12 protein-coding genes and 3 pseudogenes are annotated in these 22,703 nt (G+C 72.4%); 14 read left to right on the top strand and 1 reads right to left on the bottom strand.

The genetic code is table 11. The annotated features are described in order from the left end of the window. The 9 genes and pseudogenes from ABD299_RS13605 to ABD299_RS13565 form a co-directional block, all read left to right on the top strand. Positions 1-293 (top strand): annotated as a pseudogene (locus ABD299_RS13605) (hypothetical protein); the annotation flags it as partial. Positions 294-318: 25 nt separating this feature from the next. Beyond that, positions 319-660 carry a hypothetical protein gene (locus ABD299_RS13600; RefSeq protein ID WP_344261958.1) on the top strand — a complete coding sequence of 114 codons (342 nt, stop codon included), beginning with the start codon at positions 319-321 and terminating at the stop codon, positions 658-660. Between the two features lie 78 nt (positions 661-738). Then, entirely contained in the window at positions 739-3,159 is a 2,421-nt protein-coding gene (locus tag ABD299_RS13595) for a hypothetical protein (RefSeq protein ID WP_344261956.1), read from the top strand. Between the two features lie 85 nt (positions 3,160-3,244). Further along, positions 3,245-7,234 carry a type VII secretion protein EccCa gene (gene eccCa, locus ABD299_RS13590; RefSeq protein ID WP_344261954.1) on the top strand — a complete coding sequence of 1,330 codons (3,990 nt, stop codon included), beginning with the start codon at positions 3,245-3,247 and terminating at the stop codon, positions 7,232-7,234. Positions 7,235-7,303: 69 nt separating this feature from the next. Beyond that, positions 7,304-8,803, top strand: coding sequence for a type VII secretion integral membrane protein EccD (gene eccD / locus ABD299_RS13585; RefSeq protein WP_344261952.1), 1,500 nt, complete (start codon positions 7,304-7,306; stop codon positions 8,801-8,803). Positions 8,804-8,811: 8 nt separating this feature from the next. After that, positions 8,812-10,257: a S8 family serine peptidase gene (locus ABD299_RS13580; RefSeq protein ID WP_344261950.1), complete on the top strand. Its 1,446-nt coding sequence runs from the start codon at positions 8,812-8,814 to the stop codon at positions 10,255-10,257. Further along, positions 10,258-11,736 (top strand): type VII secretion protein EccB, encoded by a 1,479-nt coding sequence (gene eccB, locus ABD299_RS13575; protein ID WP_344261948.1) that lies wholly within the window; start codon positions 10,258-10,260, stop codon positions 11,734-11,736. Further along, the gene (locus tag ABD299_RS13570) at positions 11,733-12,899 is read left to right on the top strand and encodes a type VII secretion protein EccE (protein ID WP_344261946.1); all 1,167 of its coding nucleotides are present in this window, start codon (positions 11,733-11,735) and stop codon (positions 12,897-12,899) included. The genes eccB and ABD299_RS13570 overlap by 4 nt, the downstream gene beginning before the upstream one ends. Further along, positions 12,896-13,576 (top strand): hypothetical protein, encoded by a 681-nt coding sequence (locus ABD299_RS13565; RefSeq protein WP_344261943.1) that lies wholly within the window; start codon positions 12,896-12,898, stop codon positions 13,574-13,576. The genes ABD299_RS13570 and ABD299_RS13565 overlap by 4 nt, the downstream gene beginning before the upstream one ends. Before the next feature lie 407 nt (positions 13,577-13,983). On the opposite strand, the gene ABD299_RS13560 is transcribed toward ABD299_RS13565, so the two are convergent. Then, the gene (locus ABD299_RS13560; RefSeq protein ID WP_344261941.1) at positions 13,984-14,970 is read right to left on the bottom strand and encodes a helix-turn-helix domain-containing protein; all 987 of its coding nucleotides are present in this window, start codon (positions 14,968-14,970) and stop codon (positions 13,984-13,986) included. Positions 14,971-15,346: 376 nt separating this feature from the next. Here ABD299_RS13560 and ABD299_RS13555 point away from each other — a divergent pair, with 376 nt between their 5' ends. From ABD299_RS13555 to ABD299_RS13540, 5 genes and pseudogenes are all read left to right on the top strand, one after another. Beyond that, positions 15,347-17,128 carry a 3-hydroxyacyl-CoA dehydrogenase family protein gene (locus tag ABD299_RS13555; protein ID WP_344261939.1) on the top strand — a complete coding sequence of 594 codons (1,782 nt, stop codon included), beginning with the start codon at positions 15,347-15,349 and terminating at the stop codon, positions 17,126-17,128. Between the two features lie 164 nt (positions 17,129-17,292). Continuing rightward, a pseudogene (locus tag ABD299_RS25150) lies at positions 17,293-18,270 on the top strand (AAA family ATPase); the annotation flags it as partial. 84 nt (positions 18,271-18,354) lie between these two features. After that, on the top strand, positions 18,355-20,121 hold the full coding sequence (locus ABD299_RS13550; RefSeq protein WP_344261937.1) for a LuxR C-terminal-related transcriptional regulator: 1,767 nt from the start codon (positions 18,355-18,357) through the stop codon (positions 20,119-20,121). A 173-nt stretch (positions 20,122-20,294) separates the two neighbouring features. After that, positions 20,295-21,279, top strand: a pseudogene (rfbB, locus tag ABD299_RS13545) (dTDP-glucose 4,6-dehydratase). Positions 21,280-21,383: 104 nt separating this feature from the next. Then, the coding region (locus tag ABD299_RS13540; RefSeq protein ID WP_344261933.1) for a type I polyketide synthase at positions 21,384-22,703 on the top strand (1,320 nt) is incomplete at its 3' end.

Genomic DNA, 22,703 nt, shown 5'->3' with positions numbered 1-22,703 from the left:
CGCCTGCCCGGCCGGGGGCCGCCGCGCCGGCCGCCCGGGGCACCCGCGTCTTCACCCCGCCGCCGGGGGCGGCCCACGCGGTGCGGGGCGTGAACGAGGGCACCGGAGCCCGCGTCGGTGCGGCCGGACGCGCCGCCGGGCCCCCTCCTGCCCCCGGTGCCACAGGGGCCGCCGGGGCCAGGGCCGGGAAGCCCGGGAACAGGACCGCGCCCGGCAGGCCCGGCGGACTGACCGAGGACCGGGACGTCTGGGGCGGCGCCCGCGGCGCGACGCGTGGCGTCCTCGGTGAATGAACCACCCAGCGGAAGGAGATCAGCCATGGCGGCAGAGGGCCTGGAGTACGTCCCGGAAGGTTTCCGGCAGGGAGGCAGCCTCAGCCACGAGTCGGCGGACCGCGCGGAGAACGCGCACGCCCGCCTGCGCACGGTGTCCGCGGGCGCCGGGCATTTCGGCGGCGCCGAGACGTTCACCGCGGCGGTGAACAGTACCCGTGACCGGCAGTCCAGGGGGGTGGAGCGGGCCTCGGAGGGGCGGCAGAACCTCGGGGACAACGGCTGGACCGCCGCCGCCATCGGCGAGGAGATGGACGCGGACGGCACGGCCGCCCTCGGTGCCGCAGCCACCAGTGAACTCTCCCGGCACATCGCCGACGGAATCTGACCGGCCCCGCAGCCCTCCCCTGCCCGGCGTCACAACAGGCCGGGCTCCCGCTCCCCGTACGAAGCGTGAAGGACATCCATGTCAGGCAGTGTCGAGTTCTCCCGGGACGACGTCGTGGAGGAGGCCGGCTGTGACCCGTGGGGAACGGCGTCGGACTTCTCCGAGGAGATCGACGTGGCGGAGATGGCCGCGGCCTCGCAGGCGTTCGCCGCCGCGGCCGAGGAGGCCGGCGACGCCGGGGAACTGGCGGCCTCGGCGTCGGAGATCGCCGCGGAGGCCGGGCAGCGGGACAACGAGCACATCTTCGTCCCGGAGGAGGAGGTCCGGATCACCGACCAGGACCTCCAGGGCAGCGGGGAGGACATCGAAGCCGTCGCCGATCTCATCAACTCCGGCACCCGGCTGGCGCTGGACACCGAGACGGAGGTCATGTCGCTGCGCGGCGACGCCACGGAGGCCTACTGCGACTTCCAGCAGGACGCGTACGACGAACTGGAGCGGCTGCAGATCCTGATGCAGGAGTCGGCCGACGACGACAGCCGCCACCTGACCGGCGGTGGCCCTTCCGGGCAGCCCGCACCGCCCTCCGTGCAGTTCCAGGGAAAGACCTACACCGCGGCTCCCTCCGGCTTCCTCGGAACGGACTGGGCCTTTCCCTCCTCCCTGGTCAGCGCCATCAGACAGCACTACCTGGAGAAGGCCGCGGGCTCGGCGGAGGACATCTACGAGAAGATCACCGACGAGATCGACGACTACCGCGCCGCCATGACCAGGAAGGCGGCCGATCTGGAGGACCTCGGCTACGACGTGGCCGACGGACCCCACGACCTCTGGTACAACGACGCCGCCGCGGACTACTACGCCGAACGGCTCCAGTACGAGCTGAGCCGTGAACCTCCCGACCCGGAAGGGCTCGCCGCCGCGACCCGCGCGGTCAACCACATCGTCGGCGACCTGTTCGACGCGGACGGAAACCCGGCCGGCACGCTCTCGGAGCGGGAACACGCCTTCCTCGACCGCTTCTTCCACGGCCTGACCGCGGAGGACCTCGCCCGCCTGGGCGACCCCGACCTCGTCCCGTACTCCAACGACGCGGGAGCCGGAGACGCCCCGCACGGGCTGCACCTCTTCCACCAGGCGCAGCAGGATGTCGCCAACGCCATCAACGCCCTCACCAACCCCGATGTCAACGAGGTGGACGTCGACGCCTACTACGGCGGCGACCTGAGCGCCAACCTGCCGCCCGCCGTCTCCCACTACGTGTACGACTTCGAGCAGGGGATGCTGTTCCGGGACGAGCACTACGGCGCCCCCTTCGAAGCGGACCTGGAGCGCTTCAACGGCTTCGGCAACCTCATGGCCCAGGCCACCATGCCCGCCGGATACGACTTCAGCCAGGACATGGCCCGGGCCGCCGTCGATGTGCAGGCGCGCACCAACGGCCGCGGCCCCGACATGATCGAGGCCGGATACATGGAGAACACCGGCAGCAACGGCCTGCTCCTGGCGGCCTCGCTCAACTCGGAGGCGGCAGCCGGCCTGCTGTCGGAGGACGACGGGTTCCGGGAAGCGATGACAGGACTGGAGTGGACCGACAGTTCGGGTGCCGCGGCACTGATCACCAGTGGCACGACGGTGCCGGCCGGGACCGACCACAACGACCCGGCCGCCAGGCCCTACATCGAGGCCGCCTTCCACGTGCTGTCCGGGGCGGGCGATGTCTCGCAGGGGTACTGGGAGACCACCGATCACTCCAGCATGCACGCGGCCATCGGTACCACCGCGGCCGACTACATGAACATGATCGCCCGCAGCGGCCAGCCGGACAGTTCCTCGGAGTTCTTCGGCACCGGGAACTGGGAGATCGGAGGGGAGGACTGGAACTACTCCTTCATGCTCTCCAAGGAGGACCGTGAGGACCTCTTCAACCTGGTGAACCAGTCCGACGACGAGGTACGCAACCAGTTCCGGTCCCAGGTCACCGCCTGGCAGTACGCCGTGGCCCAGGAGGCGTTCGACTCCGGGAACCCGGATCTGGTGGAGGCGGCGCTGCCGCACGTCGCCACGGTCGAGGGTTTCCTGACGGACGCCGACATCGAAGCGGTGAAGGCCGGCGTGAGTCCCGCCGCGATCCGGGACTCCATCGTCGACGCCGCCAACATGGCCGCCGGGCTGACCGGCAACCCCGCGGTGATCGTCCCGACATTCGGGGCCGGCCAGGCGGTCAAGCTCTTCTACACCCCGGCCGACCCCGGCCAGGAAGCCACCCGGGAGGCCATCGCCGACGGGTCGCTCGGAGTCCGCTACACGGTGGCCCGGGCCGCCGTCGACACGGACTACGAGGGGGCCGGCAGCATCGACCTCCCCGCCACCAGCGACGACCCGAGGGTCAGTTCGGTCATCCACGAACGCGTCAACATGATCGAGTCCCGCTACACCTCGCCGAAGATCTCGGACTACTACGACAGCGCCTGGCAGCAGGACATCTTCGGCGGGTGACGCGAAGCGGGCCCGCCCTCCGGTGGCCCAGGCCCCCGCCCATGTCCCGTCTCTGTCTCACTCCGCACGTTCGAGAGGAACCCCGGTGTCCGACACCACCACCGTCTTCAGGCGCCCGGCGCGGGCGGCGCGGCCGACCGTGCCGGAGAACGAAGTGGTGCTCAAGCCGCCGCCGGAACTGCCCCAGCCCGAGGACAACAACGTCTGGATGACCGCGCTGCCCGCCCTCAGCGGCCTGGGCTCCGTGCTGTACATGCTCACCATGGGCCGCGGGCCCATCGGGTACGTCGTGGGCTCCATGTTCCTGGTGTCCTGCCTGGCCATGGTGATCGGCTCGGTCGTCCGGCAGCGCGGCACCACCAGGAGCAAGGCGCGCAATGACCGCCGCCAGTACCTGCGCTACCTGGAACAGACCCGCCGCGAGGTGCGTGCCACCGCCCGCTCCCAGCGCGAGGCCCTGGAGTGGAACGCGCCGGCCCCCGGCGCCCTGTGGACGGTCGCGGCCTGCCCCAGACTGTGGGAACGGCGCAGCGGCGACGACGACTTCGCCGTGGTCCGGATCGGCACCGGCCCCCGCTACCTCGCCACCCCGCTGGTCCCCGGGGAGTCGGCGCCGGTGGAGGACCTCGACCCGCTCGGCTCCGTCGCGCTCAAGCGGTTCATCGACACCCACGCGGTCGTCCCCGGCCTGCCGGTGCAGCTCGCGCTGCGCCGGTTCGCGGCCGTGTCCTGCACCTCCGGTGAGAACCCGGAGGCCGCCGGGGCGTTGCTGCGCGCCGTCGTGGCGCACGCCGCCGTCTTCCACTCGCCGCGCGACCTGCGGATCCTGGTGTGCACCGGGGACATCGAGGGGCCGCGCTGGGGCTGGGCGAAGTGGCTGCCGCACACCCACCACCCCGAGGAGACCGACCACGCGGGCCCGGTGCGGATGATGCACCGCAGCCTGTCGGTCCTGGAGGAGTGGCTCGGCCCCGAGCTCGGCCGGCGCACCCGCTTCAGCCGCGACGCCGAACCCGACACCGATCTCGCGCACCTGCTGGTCGTCCTGGACGGCGGGACGGTCACCGGGGCCGAGGCGCTGCTCGACCCCAACGGGCTGCAGGGCGTCACCGTCCTGGACGCGGACGGTGCCGCGCAGGCACTCACCGCCGGCCACGGCATCCGCCTGGAGATCGACGAGGACGGCACCCTGCACGTCCGCACCGGCGACGTCCGCGACGAACTGGGCACCGCCGACGCCCTGTCGGCCGAGGAGTGCGAGGCGCTCGCCCTGCAGCTCGCCCCGTTCCGGCTGGACGCGGCGGCCGGCCCGGCCGAGACCGCCGAGGACCTGGGCAGCGCCGACAACACCCTGCCCTCGCTGCTGGGCATCCCCGACCCCGGCCGCCTGGACCTGGACACGCTGTGGCGCTCCCGCCCCTTGCGGGACCGCCTTCAGGTGCCCATCGGGGTGTCCGCCGACGGCGGGCTGCTGGAACTGGACATCAAGGAGTCCGCGCAGAACGGCATGGGCCCGCACGGGCTGCTGGTCGGCGCCACCGGCTCCGGCAAGTCCGAGCTGCTGCGCACCCTGGTGCTGGGCATGGCCGCCACCCACTCCTCCGAGCAGCTGAACTTCGTGCTGGTCGACTTCAAGGGCGGCGCGACCTTCGCCGGCATGGCCGAACTGCCGCACGTGGCGGCCGTCATCACCAACCTGGAGGACAACCTCACCCTGGTGGACCGGATGAAGGAGGCCATCTCCGGCGAGATGAACCGCCGCCAGGAGGTGCTGCGGGACGCCGGGAACCTGGTGTCCGTCCGCGACTACGAACGGGCCCGCCAGCGCGGCGCCGCCCTCCCGCCGCTGCCCAGCCTCTTCATCGTGGTCGACGAGTTCTCCGAACTCCTTTCCCAGAAACCTGACTTCGCCGATCTCTTCGTGCAGATCGGGCGCCTCGGCCGCTCCCTGGGCCTGCACCTCCTCCTCGCCTCCCAGCGCCTGGACGAAGGACGGCTGCGCGGCCTGGAGGCCCACCTCTCCTACCGGATCGGCCTGCGCACGTTCTCCGAGTCCGAGTCGCGCACCGCCATCGGCGTCCCGGACGCCAACCACCTGCCCAGCGCGCCCGGCCACGGCTACCTGAAGACCGGCACCGCCGGCCTCAAGCGGTTCCGCGCCGCCTACGTCTCAGGCCCCTACCGCACCGAGGAGACCAGCACCACCGGTGCCCTCGCCGGCTCACAGGCCGTGCGGCCCTTCCCCGCCGGCTACGTCGAGATCCCCGCCGCGGAACGCGAGCCGCAGCCGCCGGAGCAGCCCGCGGAGCCCGCTGCCGACGAGTTCGGCGACGACGAGGACCTGGGCACGACCGTGCTCGGCGTGATGGTCGAGCAGATGACCGGCCAGGGCCCGCAGGCACACCAGGTGTGGATGCCGCCGCTGGACGCCCCCGAACCCCTCGACGTGCTGCTCGGCGACCTCGCCGAGCGCGAGGGCCGCGGCTTCGGCAGCTCCCCGGCCCGCCCGCCGCTGACCGCCGTGGCCGGCGTCGTGGACCGGCCCTTCCACCAGCGGCGCGACCCCATGGAACTGGACCTGTCCGGAGCCGGCGGCCACGTCGCCGTCGTCGGCGGCCCGCACAGCGGCAAGTCCACCGCCGTCCGCACCGTCATCGCCTCACTGGCCCTGCGCCACACCCCCCGCGAAGTCCAGTTCTACTGCCTCGACTTCAGCGGCACCCTGTTCCCGCTGGCGAAGCTGCCGCACGTCGGCGGCGTCGCCGGGAGGCTGGACCCGGAAAGCGTCAACCGCACCGTCGCGGAAGTCCTGGAGATCCTGGAGAGCCGGGAGGCCCGCTTCCGCGAGATCGGTGTCGAGTCGATGGCCGACTACCGCGCCGCGCGCGCCGCCGGACGCCACACCGACGACCCGTTCGGCGACGTGTTCCTCGTCGTGGACGGCTGGCAGGTGCTGCGCCAGAGCTACCCCGACCTGGAGGCCGCCGTGATGGCGGTGGCCGGCCGGATGCTCACCTACGGCATCCACATCCTGCTCACCGGCAACCGCTGGATGGACATGCGCATGGGCATGCGCGACCTGGTGGGCACCAAGGTGGAGCTGAAGCTCGGTGACGCCCTGGACTCCGAGGTCGACCGCAAGGCCCAGCGCACCATCCCGCCCGGCCGCCCCGGCCGCGGCATCACCGCCGACAAGCTGCACTTCCTCACGGCCGTGCCCCGGGTGGACGGCGTCCACTCCGACACCGCGCTGGCCGACGGCGTCGCCGGGCTGGTCCGCCGCGTCGACCGGGCGTGGGACGGCCCGCGCGCCCCGAAGGTGCGGCTGCTGCCCGCCGCCTTCCCGCTGGGCGCCGTCCCGTCCGGTGCCCCGGCGGACGGGGTGACCGTGGCCCTGGAGGGCAACCGCCTGGAACCCCTGGTCTTCACCCCCGGCGAGGAACCCGGCCTCATCGTCATCGGCGACAGCGAGTCCGGCAAGACGTCGCTGCTGCGGGCGATCGGCCGTCAGGTGGCCGACCGGCGCAGCCCGGAGGAGGCCAGACTCGTGGTCCTGGACCACCGCATGACGCTGCTGCGGGAGCTGGACGGGCCCTCCCTGCTCGGCTACTCCACCACGCACGAGCGCTCCATGGAGGTCGTCGGCGGGGTGGCCGCCGGACTGAAGAAGCGCCTGCCGGGCACCGACGTCACCCCCGAGCAGCTGCGCGACCGCTCCTGGTGGACCGGCCCCGAGATCTACCTGCTCGTCGACGACTACGACCTCGTCGCCACCTCCGCCGGCAACCCGCTGCGCGCCCTGGCCGACTACCTTCCCCAGGCCCGCAGCATCGGCCTGCACATCTACCTCACCCGCCAGGCCGGCGGCGCCTCCCGCGCCGTCAACGACCCGGTACTGGGCCGGATGAGAGAACTCAACTTCCCCGGCGTGCTGCTGAGCGTCCCCAAGGACGAAATGCCCATCTGGGGAATGAAGCCGGCCAGGCGCAAGAAGGGACGCGGCCTGCTGCTGCACCGCCGGCACGGCAACGTCCCCGTCCAGCTCGTGCGCGCCGACTCGCCGCTGGCCGGCTGAGCCGCGCCGCGGCGCACGAGCCGCCTCGCCCCGACCCTCACGGACCCTCTCGCGAACCAGGAACCCCTCATGAGCGGCAGCCTCACCCCGTCACCCCCGGCCGCCGGCCGGGCCGCCCCCGCCGTCGCCCGGCCCGGCCGCGCGGCACCGGCCCCCGCCCCGGACCGGGCCGTGGCACCCGTGGCCGGTCCGGCCGCGCAGTTCGTCCGGATCGCGGTCGCCGGACCGGCCGGACGCGCCGACCTGGCCGTGCCCGCCGGGGTGCCGCTGGCCCACCTCATGCCCACCCTGCTGCACCACGCGGGCGGCGACAGCGGCGACGACGGCGGCGTGCGGCACGGCGGCTGGGTACTGCGCCGCACCGACGGCACCCGGCTGGACCCGGCGGCCACGCTCGCCGCGCAGGGCGTGCGGGAGGGCGACCTGCTGTTCGCCGGGCACGGTACCGACGACGCCACCGAACCGCTCTACGACGACGTCGTCGAGGTCATCGGGGAACACGGGGTGCGCGGCACCTGGGCGCACGGCGCGACCCGGGCGGCCTGCGGCGCCCTCGCCACGGTCGCCGTCCTGACCGTGTGCGGGGCGCTGGCTGCCGCCCCCGGCCGGCTTCCCGGCTGGCTCGGCCTTGCCCTCGCCGCGGCCGCGCTCGCCGTCGCGGCACTGATGTCGCGGGCCTTCGGCGACACGCGCGCCGGGACCCTCGCCGCCGTGCTCGCCGCACCCGCGGCCATGACCGGCGCCGTCCGCCTGCTGGGCACCGGTCCCGGCCTCGACGGCTTCGGCGCCGGACACCTGCTGCTGGCCTGCGCGGTCCTCGCCGTCGTCGGCGGCCTCGGCCCGCTGCTCGCCGGCGGCGGGGACGGCACCTTCGCCGCCCTGGTCACCGCCGGCCCGCCGGCCGCCGCCGGAGCCGCCATCTGCGCGATATGGGGAGCGGAACCGGCCCTGGGCGCCGCGGTGGCGGCCCCCCTGGCGCTCGCCCTGACCACCGTGTGGCCCACCCTGGCGCTGCGCCTGGCCCGCACCCCCGCCCCGTACGTCGCCGGCTCCGCCGAGGACCTGGCCGAGCTGCCGCCCCGGCTTTCCCACGACGCGCTGCGCGACCGGGTGGCCCGGGCCCGGCTGTTGCTGACCGGCATGCTGGCCGGCAGCCACCTGGTGGCCGGCGCCGGAACACTGGCGCTGTTCGCATCCCGCGAGCTGTGGCCCTCGGTCCTCGGCGCGGTCCTGGTGCTGCTGACGGCACTGCGCACCCGCCTGTTCAAGGACGCCCGCCAGGCCGCCGTCCCCCTGGTCACCGCCCTGCTGGCCACTGCCGGAGCCGCCGCGCTGGCCGTCACCTCGCTGACCGGGCAGACCCTGCCGCTGCTGGGCGCCACCGTGCCGGTGGCCGTCACCGCCGCCCTGGCGGCGGGCACGGTGGCCGTGCTCGCCGGCCGCTACCGGCTCAACCCCCGGCTCTCCCGCGCGCTGGACGTGCTGGAGACCGCCGTGCTGCTGACCGTCGTCCCCCTCGTGCTCGCCGTGTGGGAGGTCTACGCGGCGCTGCTCAACTTCCGGGTGTGAGGGCCGCCATGACACCTCCGCTCCGCCGTCCCGCCCGCCCGGCGGTACTCACCGCCCTGGCCTCGGCCGCCTTCCTCGCCCAGCTCGCCGTACCGGGGGCCGCCCCCGGGGCGGCGGCCGAGGACTGCCGCCGGGAGGTCACCGGGGAGGACCTGCCCGCCGGCCGGCCCCACCCGCTGATCGACCGGCTCGGCCTGCGGCAGGCATGGGACCTGGCCACCGGCGAGGGCGTCACCGTCGCCGTCATCGACTCCGGGGTGGACGCCACCCATCCCGACCTGGCCGGCGCGGTGCTCGACGGCAGCCAGTACACCGTGGTGCGCACCGAGGACGAGTACCGCCGCAGCACCCCCGCGCCGGACCGGGACTGCCTGGGCCATGGCACCGCCGTCGCCGGCCTCGTCGCCGCCCGCCGCTCCGAGGGCGACCGGATGGCCGGTGTCGCCCCCGCGGCGCGGATCTACCCGGTGCGCGTCGCCGACGGCGTGGAGCAGGCCACCGCGAACACCCTGGCCACGATGATCGACGACGCGGTGGACGCCGGCGCCGGCGTCATCAACCTCTCGCTGGCCACCCCCACCGACTACCCGCCGGTCCGCGAGGCCGTGGAACGGGCCGTGGCCGCCGACGCGGTGGTCGTCGCCGCCACCGGCAACGAGGGCAACGAGGGGGTCTCCGGCGGCCGCATGTACCCGGCCGCCTATCCCGGAGTGCTCGCCGTCGCCGCGGTCGGCGACGACGGGCAGCCACTGGACACCTCCAACGCCGGCGAGTGGGTGGACCTGGCCGGATACGGGGAGGCGCTGGCCGTGCCCGCACCCGGCGGCTCCGGCTACCGCACCGAGTCCGGCACCAGCTTCGCCGCCGCCCAGGTCTCCGGCGCCGCGGCCCTGGTGCGCTCCCGCTTCCCCGGCCTGAGCGCGGCGGAGGTCACCGAACGGCTGACCGCCTCGGCCGCCCCCGTCGGCGGCATCCGCAACGACCGCACCGGCGCCGGCATCGTCGACCCGTTCGGCGCCCTCACCCACCTCGGCGGCGACGACGGTGGCGGCCCGGGGAGCGGCGAAGGGGACGGCACCGGAGCGGACGGACCCGCCGCGGGGCCCGGCGCCATCCCCGTCCGGGCCGTGCCCGGGCCCGAGCCACTGCTCGGCCCCACCGAGGCCACCGCCGTCGCCTGGAGCGGCGGCCTGCTGCTGGCCGTCGTCCTGGGACTGCTCGCCGCCCCCGCCGTCCGCCGGGCCGTCCGGAACGGCCGGCTCCCCGCGACCGCGCCCGGCCCCGGCACCTCTCGCCGGCCGGACACCGGCGGCCCCGGCTCGCACCGGCCCGCGACTCCCGGTACCGGCCCGCCGTTTCCCCGGACCGACTGGCTGGACGGCTCCGACGTCCCGCCCCCCTCCGCCGCGCGCTCCGCGCGGACCTCCCCGACGCACCGGAACCGGACACGATAAATGGCCACCACACGCGAACAGGCAGAGGCGTACGCCTACGAGAACCGCCGCCGGACCACCGGCCTGATCCGCGGCGCCGACGAGGCCCGGCACGACCCCCGCCGACGCCTGAACCGGGCGCTCGGCGGCGGCGTCGCCCTCGGCATCCTGGCCATGGCCGGGTTCGGCATCGCCGGCTGGCTCGGCGGTGGGCGCGGACCGGCCCTGCCCACCAGCGGAGCCGTGGTCTCCGGGGACGACGGCGACCGCTACGTCGTCAACGACGGCACCGTCCACCCCGCCCTCAACCTCGCCTCCGCCCTGCTGGTCGGCGGCGGCGAACTCACCGAGGTCCGCCAGGCCACCCTGGACGCCGCCCCCCGCGGCCTCCCCGTCGGCATCCCCCACGCCCCGGACGCCCTGCCCGCCCCCGGCGCCCTCACCGACGACGACTGGACACTGTGCACCAACCCCTCGGAGACCGGCGGCACCCCCACCCGGACCGTGCTCTACGTCTCGGTCCCCGAGGCCGCCGCACCCCCCGACACCGCCACCGGCGGAGCCACCGTTTTGGCCCGGGACGACTCCGGCGACCTGTGGCTGCTGACCGAGGGCCGCCGCTACGCCCTCTCGCCGCACATCCGCGACGTGCTCGGCCTGCGCGCCGAACCCGTCCACCTGCCCCGGCAGATCATCGCCACCCTCCCCGAGGGCCCGGCCATCGACGTCCCGCCGCCCGGTGACAGGGCCGGCACCGCCCTCCCGGCGGACCTCCCCTTCCCGGCAGCCGTCGGCGACCTGGCGCACAGCACCGCCGGCCGGTCCGCCCAGTACTACCTGGTGCGCCCCGACGGGCTGGTCTCCGTCTCCGAACTGGTCCACACCCTGCTGCGCACCGAGGCCGCCGCGGACCACCGCATCGACGCCACCGCCGCCGCACAGGCCCCCCGCTCCGCGGAACCGGCCCCCGGCGACCGCGCCTGGCCCGACGACCTGCCCGACCCGCAGGAACCCGGCCGCAACCGGCCGGTCTGCGTGAGCACACCGCCGGGCGGCGAACCCGGCGACGCCCCCTGGCAGGCCACCGTCCACCTGCCCGCCACCATGCCCCAGCCCGGCCGGCTGACCCCCGTCACCGCCTCCGACAGCCGGCGCCTGGGGCTGCTGGACCAGATCTACATCCGCCCCGGCACCGGCTCGGTCGTCCGCGCCACCGCCTCGGCCGGCACCGGCGGCACCTACCTCCTCGTCACCGACAGCGGCACCGCCTACCCCTTCGCTTCCCCCGACGCGGTGCAGCGGCTGCGCTACTCACCGGCCGACGCCCCCTCGGTGCCCAAGAGCTTCGCCGCCCTGCTCCCCACCGGCCCCGTCCTCGACCCGCTGGAGGCCGCCCGCGAACACCGCGGCGACCCCCGGGGCGCCACGGACACCGCCGGCACCGAGGACGACGGCGACGCCGAGGACGCGGCCGGCGACCGGAACGGAGACGACCAGTGACCACCTCCCCGCCGCCCGCCGCCCGCCCCGGCGTACCCCGGTTCGGCCGGGCCCGGGCGGTGGCCGTCCAGACCGCCGCCGCCTGCGCGGCCACCGGCATCGCCGCCGGGGGCCTCTGGGGCCACACCCTGACCGGCACCGGCGCCGCCCTGCTGGCCCTGTCCCTGCTGCGCCGCGACGGCCGGTGGGCCGACCACGTCCTGCGGCAGCGCCTGCACCGCGACGCCCTGCGCGCCGTCCCGCACCCGGCCCCCGGCGAGGACTCGGAAGGACTCGGGCTGGCCCGCGCCCTGCTGCCCGCCCTCCACGTCACCGAGGCACCCGACCGCAACGGCCCGCCCGCCGGCGTGATCGCCGACGGCCGCGGCCACGCCGTCGTGCTGCGCCTGCCCGGCGGCGCGCTGCCCTCGCTGCCGGCCGGCCCCATCGGCCGCTGGCTGGAACAGGACCCGGCCCGCCCCGCAGCCGCCCAACTGGTCGTCGAGCAGTTCGGGCTGCCCCCCTGGGACCTCCACCACCGCTTCCAGCCGACCATCGCCTACCGCCAACTCCCGCAGGGCGGAGCCCCGGTGGCCGTCCGCTCCTGGCTGGTCGTCCGCCACGAACCACTGGAGCACCCCGAGGCCGCCGAGCGGCGCGGCGGTGGCACGGCGGGCGCGGCAGCCGCCGCACTCTCCGCGGCACACCGCCTGCGTGCCCGGCTGGACACCGCCGGCACCGGCATCACCGTCCTGGGCGCCGACGCCGCCCGCGCCCTCCTGCGCGACAGCGGAGACGCCTCGCCGCGCGGCCGCGCACTGCCGGGCTGCTGGGCCGGGGACGCGGCCACCCACTGCACGATGACGGCCGCCGTCCACGGCGAGGCGGACTGGGACCGGCTCACCACCGCACTGACCGGATGCGCCGCCGACCGCGTCGTCACCGCGGCGACCGTCACCCGGCAGGGCTCCGGACAACTCCGGGTCCACACCGCCGTCCGGGTCGTCAGCACCCTCGCCCAGCACGCCGCCGCCGAACGCGACCGCCTGCTCGGCGCCGGAATCGTGAGCCCGGCCACCCCGGACCAGGCCGCCGGCCTGCTGGCCACCCTGCCGGTAGCCCACCCCACGAAGTCCCTGGCAGAGGCCATCGGATTCGCCACCGCGGCGGGAGAACCCCGATGAACGCTCACACCCACCCCGATCTCACCACCCTGCCCGGCACGGCCTGGCAGGACACCGGACCGGCGACCGGCCTGCGGTTCACCCCGGTGCGTACCGGAATCCACCTGGGCACGGCACGTTCCGGGGCACCGGTCACCCTGCCCGCCCCCGGTCCCGCGGGCTTCCGTGCCGGCGTACTCGGCGAATCCCTCTTCGGCAGACTCTTCGCGCTGCGGCTGCTCGCGGTCGGCGCCCGGGTGACGGCCGCCACCCGGGTGCCCGAGCAGTGGACATCGCTGAGTGAGGCGGCCGGGCCCCGGCTCACGATCACCGACAGCCCGGCCGGCTGGCCGCCGGAGGAACCCGCCCCGCCCACCGTGGGCGGCGGCCCTCAGGCCCTGGTGTCGGACCTGCGCCGCCCGCCGCCCGCCTCGACGGCCTCCGGCACCTGGCGCACGGTGCTGCACGTCACCCGCGGCGCTCCGCGCCGGTCGGTCTTCTGGAACTCCACCGACGCCGTCCTCGTCCTGGACGCCCGGTTCGCCGAAGCCGCCGGCCGGGTGCTGGGACAGCGGGCCGCCGCCGCGGCCGGGGCCCTGCGGCCCGGAGAGATCGCCCTGTTCCGCGGCGGCGGCGCCGAGGTGCTTCGCCCGGACATCTCCCCGGGCGAGACGGCCCTGCTCACCCCGGGCGGCTGACCGCAGCCCCGGCCGGTCCGTCCCGCGCCGTCCCGGCGCGTCCCAGCCGGCCGGAGTCCTCCCAGCTCACCGGCCCTGCCGTCCCGGGATCTCCCGCGCACCCCGGGAACTCTGGTCTCCCGCCCGCGCTGTCGGCCAGGCTCGCTTCACGAGCCGCACGGAGAACCGGCGAAGGAGCAGGAAGACCCATGACCACCACCGCCCCCCGTGAGATCACGGACGGCCCGCCGGGGCCGGCACCGGCGCCGGGCACGGGAGGGTCCGGAAGCGGCCCGGACCGGGCCGGTGGACGGCCCTGGGTGCCGGCCACCCGGCCTCCCACGGAGCCGCCCCACCGGCCCGCCGCCGTCCGCTGCTGGTCGTGGTGGTGAGTGCGTGCCACCCCCACCGCGCCCGGAGAGGCGGCGTCAGTCTCTGTGGGCCTCGTTCGTGGGCGCCTCCGGAAGCGGGGACGCGCCGCCGAACGGCGTACAGATCTCCCGGCCGTCCGTCAGCAACGCGCAGGCCCGGGCAGCGGCCGGGTAAGGAGCCTCCACCATGGGCGAGTAGGTGTCGTGGTCGTACCGGATGGCACGCTCCTCGACCGTGCCCTGCACCTCCTCCACCCTGGTCACATCACCCACTGAGCCCTCCGTGATGCGGCTCCAGGCCGCCCGGCACGACGGGCTGTAGCGCAACTCCACATACAGGTCGCCCTCCCGGGCCACGGCTGCCGTCCACACCCCTATGTGGCAGCCGAGACGCTGCGGGTCCTGCCCCTTGCACTCGAACCCGGTGCAGCCCACGCCCCCGCCGTCGAGCTGCGACGCCGTCCGCATGTCGTTGCCCGCCAGGTCCGCCTGCGCGCCGGCCCCGGCTCCAGGTGTGTCATCGGCCGGCGGGGAGGAGCCCGCCATCATCCCCGCCGCGAACCCCAGCCCCGCTACCGCCGCAGCGGCGGCCAGCACTGTCAGCCGTCTCCAAAGGGGTTCCGAGGTGCCGCGTCCCTCCACTGCCCCCCGGTCCTCGCCGGGGGATGTGCCGTACGCGAGCACCGGTCGCCCGGGCCCGGTCCGGTATCCGGCGGGTGCCTCCTCGATCAGGGACGGCGGGGGAGCGGCGACGCCGGATGCCGCCTCCGGGCTCTCCTCCCGCCCCTCGTCCTCTGTGCCCGCCTCGGCCCGCTCGTGGAGACGCAGCAGCGGCTCCGCGCGGACGTCGACCGCCTGCGCGAAAGCGATGACCGCCTGCTTCGGCGGCACCGTCTTGCCGTTGAGATAGCGCTCCCAGGACGACTTGCTGTAGCTCGTGCGCCGCGCCAGGGCGGCGAGTGTCAGCCCGCTGCTGCGGCGCAGCCTGCGCAACTCGTGTGCCAGTTCCGGCTCATCGGCCCGTGCCTCGTTCCGGGTCGTCACAGCTCCATACCCCCCACTTGTGGCTTTCGCTGCAGGTCCCTTTGCCTCGTTCAGGGTAGCGGCGGGGGTGCGCGGACAGGAGACAGGATGACACCGAGAGTTGTCGCGTGCCGCCACTGGCGGTTGGCGCAGCTGTCCGCCACAAGGGCGGCGCCGGGTCGTCGGCAGACGCGCCCGAGCTCCGTCGGAGCGTCCGGCACCAGGCGGTTCACGAGCGACTTCGTGAAGTTGTCCGCTTCCTGTCAGGTAGGGGTGCGGATTAGGGGTGGTTCGACGTCTGCCCAGACCCTAGCGTCTCTTCACGATGCGGCCATGGGGACAACCTGTCCCTCTCGGTCAAGAGTTGTCACTCACGGAACGGAAGGGGCGCATCGGCATGTCGCGGAGATTCGCGACCGTATCGGTCATCGGGCTGGGGACCACGGGATCGGCCGTGGCGGGCATGCTGGCCCGCAGCGGCCGCCGGGTCATCTGCATTGAGGCCCATGCCGCGGCGCTGGAGCGGGCTCGTGGCCGGATCGCCGATGCGGGGGCCGGGGAGGTCGAGTTCTCCCTCTGTGTGGCGGACGCCGCTCGTTCGGACCTGGTGATTGAGGCGGTCCCCGAGCGGATGGAGATCAAGCGGGCTGTCCTGGAGCGGGCCGTGGCCGCGTGTTCCCCTCGGACTGTCTTCGTGACGACCACGGGAGGCCTCTCGGTGACCGAGTTGGCCTTCGCCGTCGGCTGCACCGAGCGGCTGGCCGGCCTGCACCTGTTCCCTGGGGGCGACGACTCGGGGGAACTCGCCATGGAGGTGGTGGCGACGCCTCTGACCGCAGGGCAGGTGCTGACCGATCTGGAGGAACTGGTCCACGACATGGACGGCAGCCCGGTGCGGGTGGCCGATCGCGCGGGCTTCCTCGGCAGCGGTCTGACGATGGCCTATCTCAACAGCGCGGTCGCGATGCACGAACAGGGGTACGCGACCCGCGACAGCATCGACACCGCGATGCGTCTGGGGTGCGGGCTGCGCAGGGGGCCGCTGGCCCAGCTCGACGCCATGGGGATCGACACCGCCCGCGACACCCTGGAGGCCCTCTACCGGCGGACAGGCGATCGGCGGTACCAGCCACAGCAGACCTTGGGACAGATGGTGTCCGCGGGGCTGTTGGGACGGAAGTCGGGCAGGGGATTCTACGACTATTCGCAGTCCGCGGAGCGGGATTCGTCTCCGGAAGGCGGAGATCCGGCGCCCGCGCGGGGGGCGCAGCGCGCGGTGCGGACCATCGGTGTGGTGGGCTCGGGGGTCATGGCCATGGGCATCGCTGAGGTGTGCGCGCGGGCCGGGTACCGCACGGTGCTGGTGGCCCGCACCGGCTCGCGCGCGGCGGAAGCGGTACAGGCCGTGGTGAGATCCACCGACCGGGCGGTGCAGCGGGGGAAGCTGACCCCCGGGATGCGGGCCGAGGTGAGAGAACGCCTGACCGGTGCCTTCGGGTTCGAGGCCCTCGCGGCATGCGAACTGGTGATCGAGGCGGTCGCGGAGGACATCGATGTCAAGCGGAGTGTCTTCGCCGGCCTGGACCGGGTGTGTGCCCCCGGAGCCGTGCTCGCGACCTCCACCTCCAGCCTGCCGGTCATCGAGTGCGCCCGGGCCACCGGACGGCCCGAGGACGTGGTCGGCATGCACTTCTTCAACCCGGCCCCGGTGATGCGGCTGGTGGAGGTAGCCCGGACGGTTCTGACCTCGCCGGAGGCCCTGGAGACGGTGCACGGGGTGACTCGAAGGCTGGGGAAGCAGGCCGTCGAATGCCGCGACCGGACGGGTTTCATCGTCAACGCACTTCTGTTTCCGTATCTCAATGCCGCGGTGACGATGCTGAGAGACGGCAGGGAGTCGGCCGCGGACATCGATGAGGTCATGGTGAAGGGAGGTGTCTTCCCGGTGGGCCCGCTCCAGTTGCTCGATATCGTTGGACTGGACATTTCTCTGGCAATCCAGCGCTCGCTGTACGCGGCCTTCCGAGACCCCTCTCTGGAGCCGGCAAGGTATCTTGAGCAGTTCGTCGCCGCCGGATACACGGGCCGCAAGAGCGGAAGAGGGTTCCGGACAACCGGGGGAACGGCATCGGCGGGCTCTTCCCGAAATGGATCCGATGTTGTCGGTGCGCCTGCTTGACGTCACTGAACTGCGCCTTCGTCGGCCCGGCTGGGACGTAGCCCACCCTCGATCTGAGGGTAATCTGAGCTTACTCCCCTTGGATCTGGTCTCTGGCGGCGAGTAGGATTGTCTCGTTCTCGGGCTGCTGACCAGCAGCCATCGGCGAGTGCGGGGGTCGGACCATGAAGTGTGCGTTCAAAAGGGCAAGATGGTTCAATAGGCAACTTGATTCTCTGGAGAGAGACCTCGTTCGAAGTCTCGCGGGTGAGACCCGCATAACCCTGGTCGAGGGTCCGGCCGGGTGCGGCAAGACAACCTCGCTGAAGCACTTGGCCGCGCGGGCGGAGGAATCCGGTGCGGTGGTTCTCAGGGCTCACGGGTCGCTGCCGGAGGAGCCGGCGCCGCTCGATACGCTGCGACAGTTTCTTGATTCGCCCTCTCTCCCGGAGGGTTCCGCGGTCCGCCTCAGACGGGCGCTCTTTCACGGTGCGATGCTGGATACTGTGGCGGACAAGGGGCTGGTGGGCGCGGCTGCCGGAATGGCGACGGGACCTGGCCGGGGGGCGCGGGAGTTCTGTGCGGCCCTGCTGGAGCTTGTCATGCGCAAGCCACTGCTGATCTGTGTCGACGAACTCCAGTCCGTGGACAGGGTCTCACTGCAATACCTTTTGCACGCTGTCGTGAAGCTGGACTCGGCAAGGCTTATGGTCGCCTTCTCGCAAGACCAAGGAGACGATTACAGAAACCCTTTGTTCAGTGCCGGAATGATGCGTCTTCCCTATTTCCGAAGGCAGCGCTTCGGCGTGCTTTCGGCAAGTGACTCGGAGCATGTGGTGAGTTCGCTCCTGGGGGCCGGAGTCCGTCCGTCGAGCGAGTGGTACGCGCTCACCGGAGGGAATCCCCTTCTGCTGCAGGCCCTCGTGGACGACATGCTCGCCGCTGCCGTCCCGGAAGGGCAGGAAGGGGAAACAGCCCCCATTGTCGGGGACATCTTCCTTCAGGCAGTGCTGTTCTGTATACAGCGCAGCGGATTGCCCGCGGTAAATCTTTCACAAGGGGTAGCAGTACTCAACGGAAGTGCGACAGTCAGCCGCCTGGCCGAACTCCTGGAGATGGCTCCATCCGCTGTGTCCCGAGCTCTGAAAGCGCTTGAGGGAACCGGTGTAGTCCGCAATCTTGATTTCCGTCACCCAAGGATACGAGCCGGTATCCGGGAACACATGGGGAGTGAGACATGCAGGGCGATGCACCGCAGAGCGGCATCCCTGTTGCACCGCGAAGGTGCCCCGTCTCTCCAGATCGCCCAGCAATTACTGGCCGCACAGTCCACCGACGAATGGTGGGCGGCTCCGGTCCTGCAGAGCGCGGCGGAGCAGGCGCTGGCCGAGGACAATCCGAGGCTCGCTGTTGCCTGCCTCGACCTCGCCTACGAGGCATGCCGGGACGAGGGGATACGGGCAGGCAACCGGCTGACCGCCTCCGCCGTCATGTGGCGGCTCAACCCGGCGGCCTCGGAGCAGCTCCTGGAGGAGCCGCTGGCGGCACTGCACAACGGGGTTCTCCCGTCGGCCAGGGTCGGGGAACTCGCCCGGCTGCTGTTCTCCCACGGGAGGGTCGGGGAGGGCCGGGAGGTGCTGGAGCGCTCCAGCACCACCGATGACCCCGGTACCCGCCCCCTGCTCACCCACGTGGGGGGGAGCGGTTCCTGGTTGCACGCGACGCCTGCCGCGGTGGCCGACCCGGAGCCGGCGAAACCGGAGGCGCTTCCCGGCGCACCTCCCGGTCTCCTCGACCTCGCCGGCGCCGAGGACGACGAGCAGGCCCGGATCACCGTGGCTGATCACGCCCTGGAGACGTTGCCCCTGGCCGACGCGGCTTTCGACACCGTGGTCAATGCCCTGAACTCCCTGGTGTACGCCGACCGGCCCGATCTGGCGGCGCCCTGGTGCGAGGAGTTGATGGAGGAGGCGGCCCGGAGGCGCTCTCCCGGCTGGCGGGCGCTGTTCGCCTCCAAACGTGCGGAGATCGCCTTCCGGCAGGGCAGTCTGACCGAGACCGAGGAGTACGCGCTTCTCGCACAGAACATCGTTCCCGGCTGGGACGGCGGCGCCTTCATCGGTGGCCCGCTGGCCTTTCAGATCATGGCCTACACGGCCATGGGCAGACACGACGCCGCAGCACAGCGGCTCAGCCGCCCGGTGCCCGAGGCCCTGTACAAGAGTGTCTACGGTCTGGTCTACCGCAGGGCCCGAGGCCACCACTACCTGGCGACCGGCCGCCCCCACGCGGCACTCGGGGAGTTCCTGCTGGCCGGTCAGCTGGCGCAGCGGTGGGGAGTGGACCAGCCGGAGCCGCTGCCATGGCGCGTCGACGCCGCTGAGGCGTGGCTCAGGTTGGGTGAACCTCAGCGTGCTGACACCCTGATAGCGAAACAGCTCGCCCTGGGAGGACTCTCCGCCCCGCGGACCCGCGGTATCGCCATGCGGCTGCGTGCTGCCCACGGTGACCCGAAGGACAAGGAGAGTCTCCTGTTGTTCACCCGTTCGGTCCGGGAGCTCCAGCGGTGCGGTGACCGGCTGGAGATGTCCCGGGCGCTCGCCGGGCTGGGACAGGTCTACCGGAAGCAGGGGCAGGCCGGCCGCGCGAAGAGCTTGCTGGCCAGTGCCCGGCGTATCGCCAAGGAATGCGGCGCGGAGGGCCTGTGCGTGAGTATCTCGCTGGCCTTCGACGACCGGCAGGAAACTGTCGAGCAGGCTCCCCGCGACGGCATGGCGCAATTGCTGAGTCTGAGGGGAGCGGAGAAGAGACCCTCCTCCGGCAAACTCAGCAAGTCCGAGTACCGGGTCGCGGAGTTGGCGGTGGACGGATACACGAACCGGGAAATCGCCTCGCATCTGTTCATCACCGTCAGTACCGTGGAACAGCACTTGACGAGAATCTATCGGAAACTCAACATTCGGAGCCGCAAGGAGCTGCCTTCCATGCTCGTCGGAAGAAGCGACATCGCGTAGGCGCCAGACCTGGGGGTGGTGCACGGGTAAGAAGCCCCCGTGCACCACCCCTGAGTCACCCCCTAGAACCACCGTGGATGCTGGCATGCCCCTGATCTGCTTGCTAACTTCCGGTGCGAGCCGGCCGCCGGCGGGCTCTCGCGGGAGCGTATCGAGTGGCACTGGAGGAAGCAATGCGCATTGTGGTGACGGGCGGGGCCGGCTTCATCGGTTCGAACTTCGTCAGGAAGGTCATATCCGGGGAATACCCCGAGTACGCCGACTCCGAAGTGATCGTGCTCGACAAACTGACCTATGCCGGCAATCTCGAGAATCTGGCCCCCGTCATCGGTGACGGCCGGTTGCGCTTCGTGCGGGGGGACATCTGCGACGGCGAGCTGGTCGGCCGGCTACTGAGGGGCGCCCGGCTCGTGGTGCACTTCGCGGCGGAATCCCACGTGGACCGGTCGATCAACGGCCCGGAGGAGTTCGTCAGGACCAACGTGATGGGCACAGCGACCCTGCTCGGTGCGGCAGTGAAGGCCGGGGTGGACAGATTCGTCCACGTCTCGACCGACGAGGTCTACGGATCGATCACCGGGGGGTCCTGGGACGAGACCTGCCCCCTGGAGCCCAACTCGCCCTATTCGGCCTCCAAGGCATCCTCCGACCTGCTGGCCCGGGCGTACCACCGGACCCATGGCCTGCCCGTGTGTGTGACCCGCTGCTCGAACAACTACGGTCCCCATCAGTATCCCGAGAAGGTCATCCCGCTCTTCGTGTCCCGACTGCTGGACGGCCGGAAGGTGCCGCTGTACGGGGACGGAGGGAACGTCCGTGACTGGCTGCACGTGGACGACCACTGCAAGGGCATCGCGCTGGTGGCGGCAGGCGGCAGCCCGGGCGAGATCTACAACATCGGGGGAGGCACCGAGCTGTCGAACCGCGAGCTGACCTCCCGGCTGCTGGACCTCCTGGGAGCGGACTGGTCGATGGTGGAGCGCGTGCCGGACCGGAAGGGGCACGACCTCCGCTACTCGGTGGATATCGGAAAGATTTCCCGGGAGCTCGGCTACAGTCCTTCGGTCCCCTTTGACGAAGGTCTCGCGGATACGGTGAAGTGGTATGTCACGCACCGTGAATGGCTGGTCTCCTCTGCGGCAGGGGTGTAACCCCTAGAAGCAAGATAGGGGTGGCTGTGGCGTTCGCTCCTCGATACCTTCGGTTCCGTTCATCATCGCCGCGTTGTCGCTTCCGGCTGCCGATAAAGGTATGAGGTTGTCATGGCCAAGAGCCCCGTACTGTCTGACGAGCCCATTGCAGTCATCGGCATCGCGTGCCGTGTGCCCGGGGCCTCCTGTCCGGAAGAATTCTGGGACCTCCTGATTCACGGGAAGAATGCCATTACTGGAATTCCGGAGGGCAGGTTCGACACCGGGCTGCTCGAAGAGGCAGAGCCGCACTCGGTACATGGCGGATTTATCCAGCAGGATGTGGCTGCCTTTGACCCGGAGTTCTTCGGTATTTCTCCGCGGGAAGCCGCGGCGATGGACCCGCAGCAGCGCATCGCCCTGGAACTGTGCTGGGAGGCGATGGAGCGCGCCGGGCTGCAGAGCGCGACGTTCGCCGGCAGCCGCACCGGGGTCTTCGTCGGGGCGATTGCCGACGACTACGCGGCGCTGGTGCACCGGCTCGATCCTTCCGAAGTCACCCAGCACACCCTGACCGGTCTGAGTCGCAGCGTCATCGCCAACCGGATCTCCTACTTTCTCGGGCTGAGGGGGCCGAGCCTGGCGGTCGACACCGGCCAGTCCTCCTCGCTCGCCGCTGTCCACCTTGCCTGTGCGTCTCTGCGCCGCGGTGAGAGCACCCTGGCTCTCGCCGGTGGCGTTCACCTCAACCTCGTCCCGGACAGCTTTCTCGCCGCATCGAGGTTCGGAGCACTTTCTCCGGACGGCCGTTCCTACGCCTTCGACGAGCGGGCCAACGGATACGTTCGTGGAGAAGGCGGCGGAATCGTTCTCCTCAAGCCGCTCTCCCGCGCCCGGCGGGACGGAGACGACATCCTGTGCGTCATCAGGGGGTCGGCTGCCAACAACGACGGCGGTGGTGAAAGCCTCACGACGCCCTTCCCCGCCGGCCAGGAGGACGTCCTGCGGGCGGCGTACCGGCAGGCGGGTGTGAGCCCTTCGGACGTGCAGTACGTGGAACTCCACGGAACCGGCACCAAGGTCGGTGATCCCGTCGAGGCAAAGGCGCTGGGAGCGGTTCTCGGCTCCGCCAGGCCCGCGGGAGCGCCCCTGGCGGTCGGTTCGGTGAAGACGAACATCGGCCATCTCGAAGGCGCCGCCGGTGTTGCCGGGCTGATCAAGACGATCCTGTGCCTGCGGAACCGGCAACTCCCCGCCAGCCTCAACTTCGAGCGGGCCAACCCCGGGATTCCTCTCGACGAGCTGAACCTGCGGATGCAGACCGAACTCGGTGACTGGCCCCGGACCGGCGACGCCTGCCTGCGGGCCGGCGTGAGCTCCTTCGGCATGGGCGGGACCAATGTGCATGTGGTCCTGGAGGAGGCGCCTGTGGGTGTGGGTGCGGAGGCCGTG

The organism is Streptomyces sodiiphilus, from assembly GCF_039529215.1.
Taxonomy (GTDB): domain Bacteria; phylum Actinomycetota; class Actinomycetes; order Streptomycetales; family Streptomycetaceae; genus Streptomyces; species Streptomyces sodiiphilus.
Note: the sequence above shows the minus strand (reverse complement) of the source record. Positions and strands in the feature narration are given on the sequence as shown.

Coding starts and splice junctions, on each gene's coding strand:
- ABD299_RS13565 (WP_344261943.1), top strand. CDS start 12,896: ATGAACGCTCACACCCACCCCGATCTCACCACCCTGCCCGGCACGGCC.
- ABD299_RS13550 (WP_344261937.1), top strand. CDS start 18,355: ATGCACCGCAGAGCGGCATCCCTGTTGCACCGCGAAGGTGCCCCGTCT.
- eccB (WP_344261948.1), top strand. CDS start 10,258: ATGGCCACCACACGCGAACAGGCAGAGGCGTACGCCTACGAGAACCGC.
- ABD299_RS13580 (WP_344261950.1), top strand. CDS start 8,812: ATGACACCTCCGCTCCGCCGTCCCGCCCGCCCGGCGGTACTCACCGCC.
- eccD (WP_344261952.1), top strand. CDS start 7,304: ATGAGCGGCAGCCTCACCCCGTCACCCCCGGCCGCCGGCCGGGCCGCC.
- ABD299_RS13595 (WP_344261956.1), top strand. CDS start 739: ATGTCAGGCAGTGTCGAGTTCTCCCGGGACGACGTCGTGGAGGAGGCC.
- ABD299_RS13600 (WP_344261958.1), top strand. CDS start 319: ATGGCGGCAGAGGGCCTGGAGTACGTCCCGGAAGGTTTCCGGCAGGGA.
- ABD299_RS13555 (WP_344261939.1), top strand. CDS start 15,347: ATGTCGCGGAGATTCGCGACCGTATCGGTCATCGGGCTGGGGACCACG.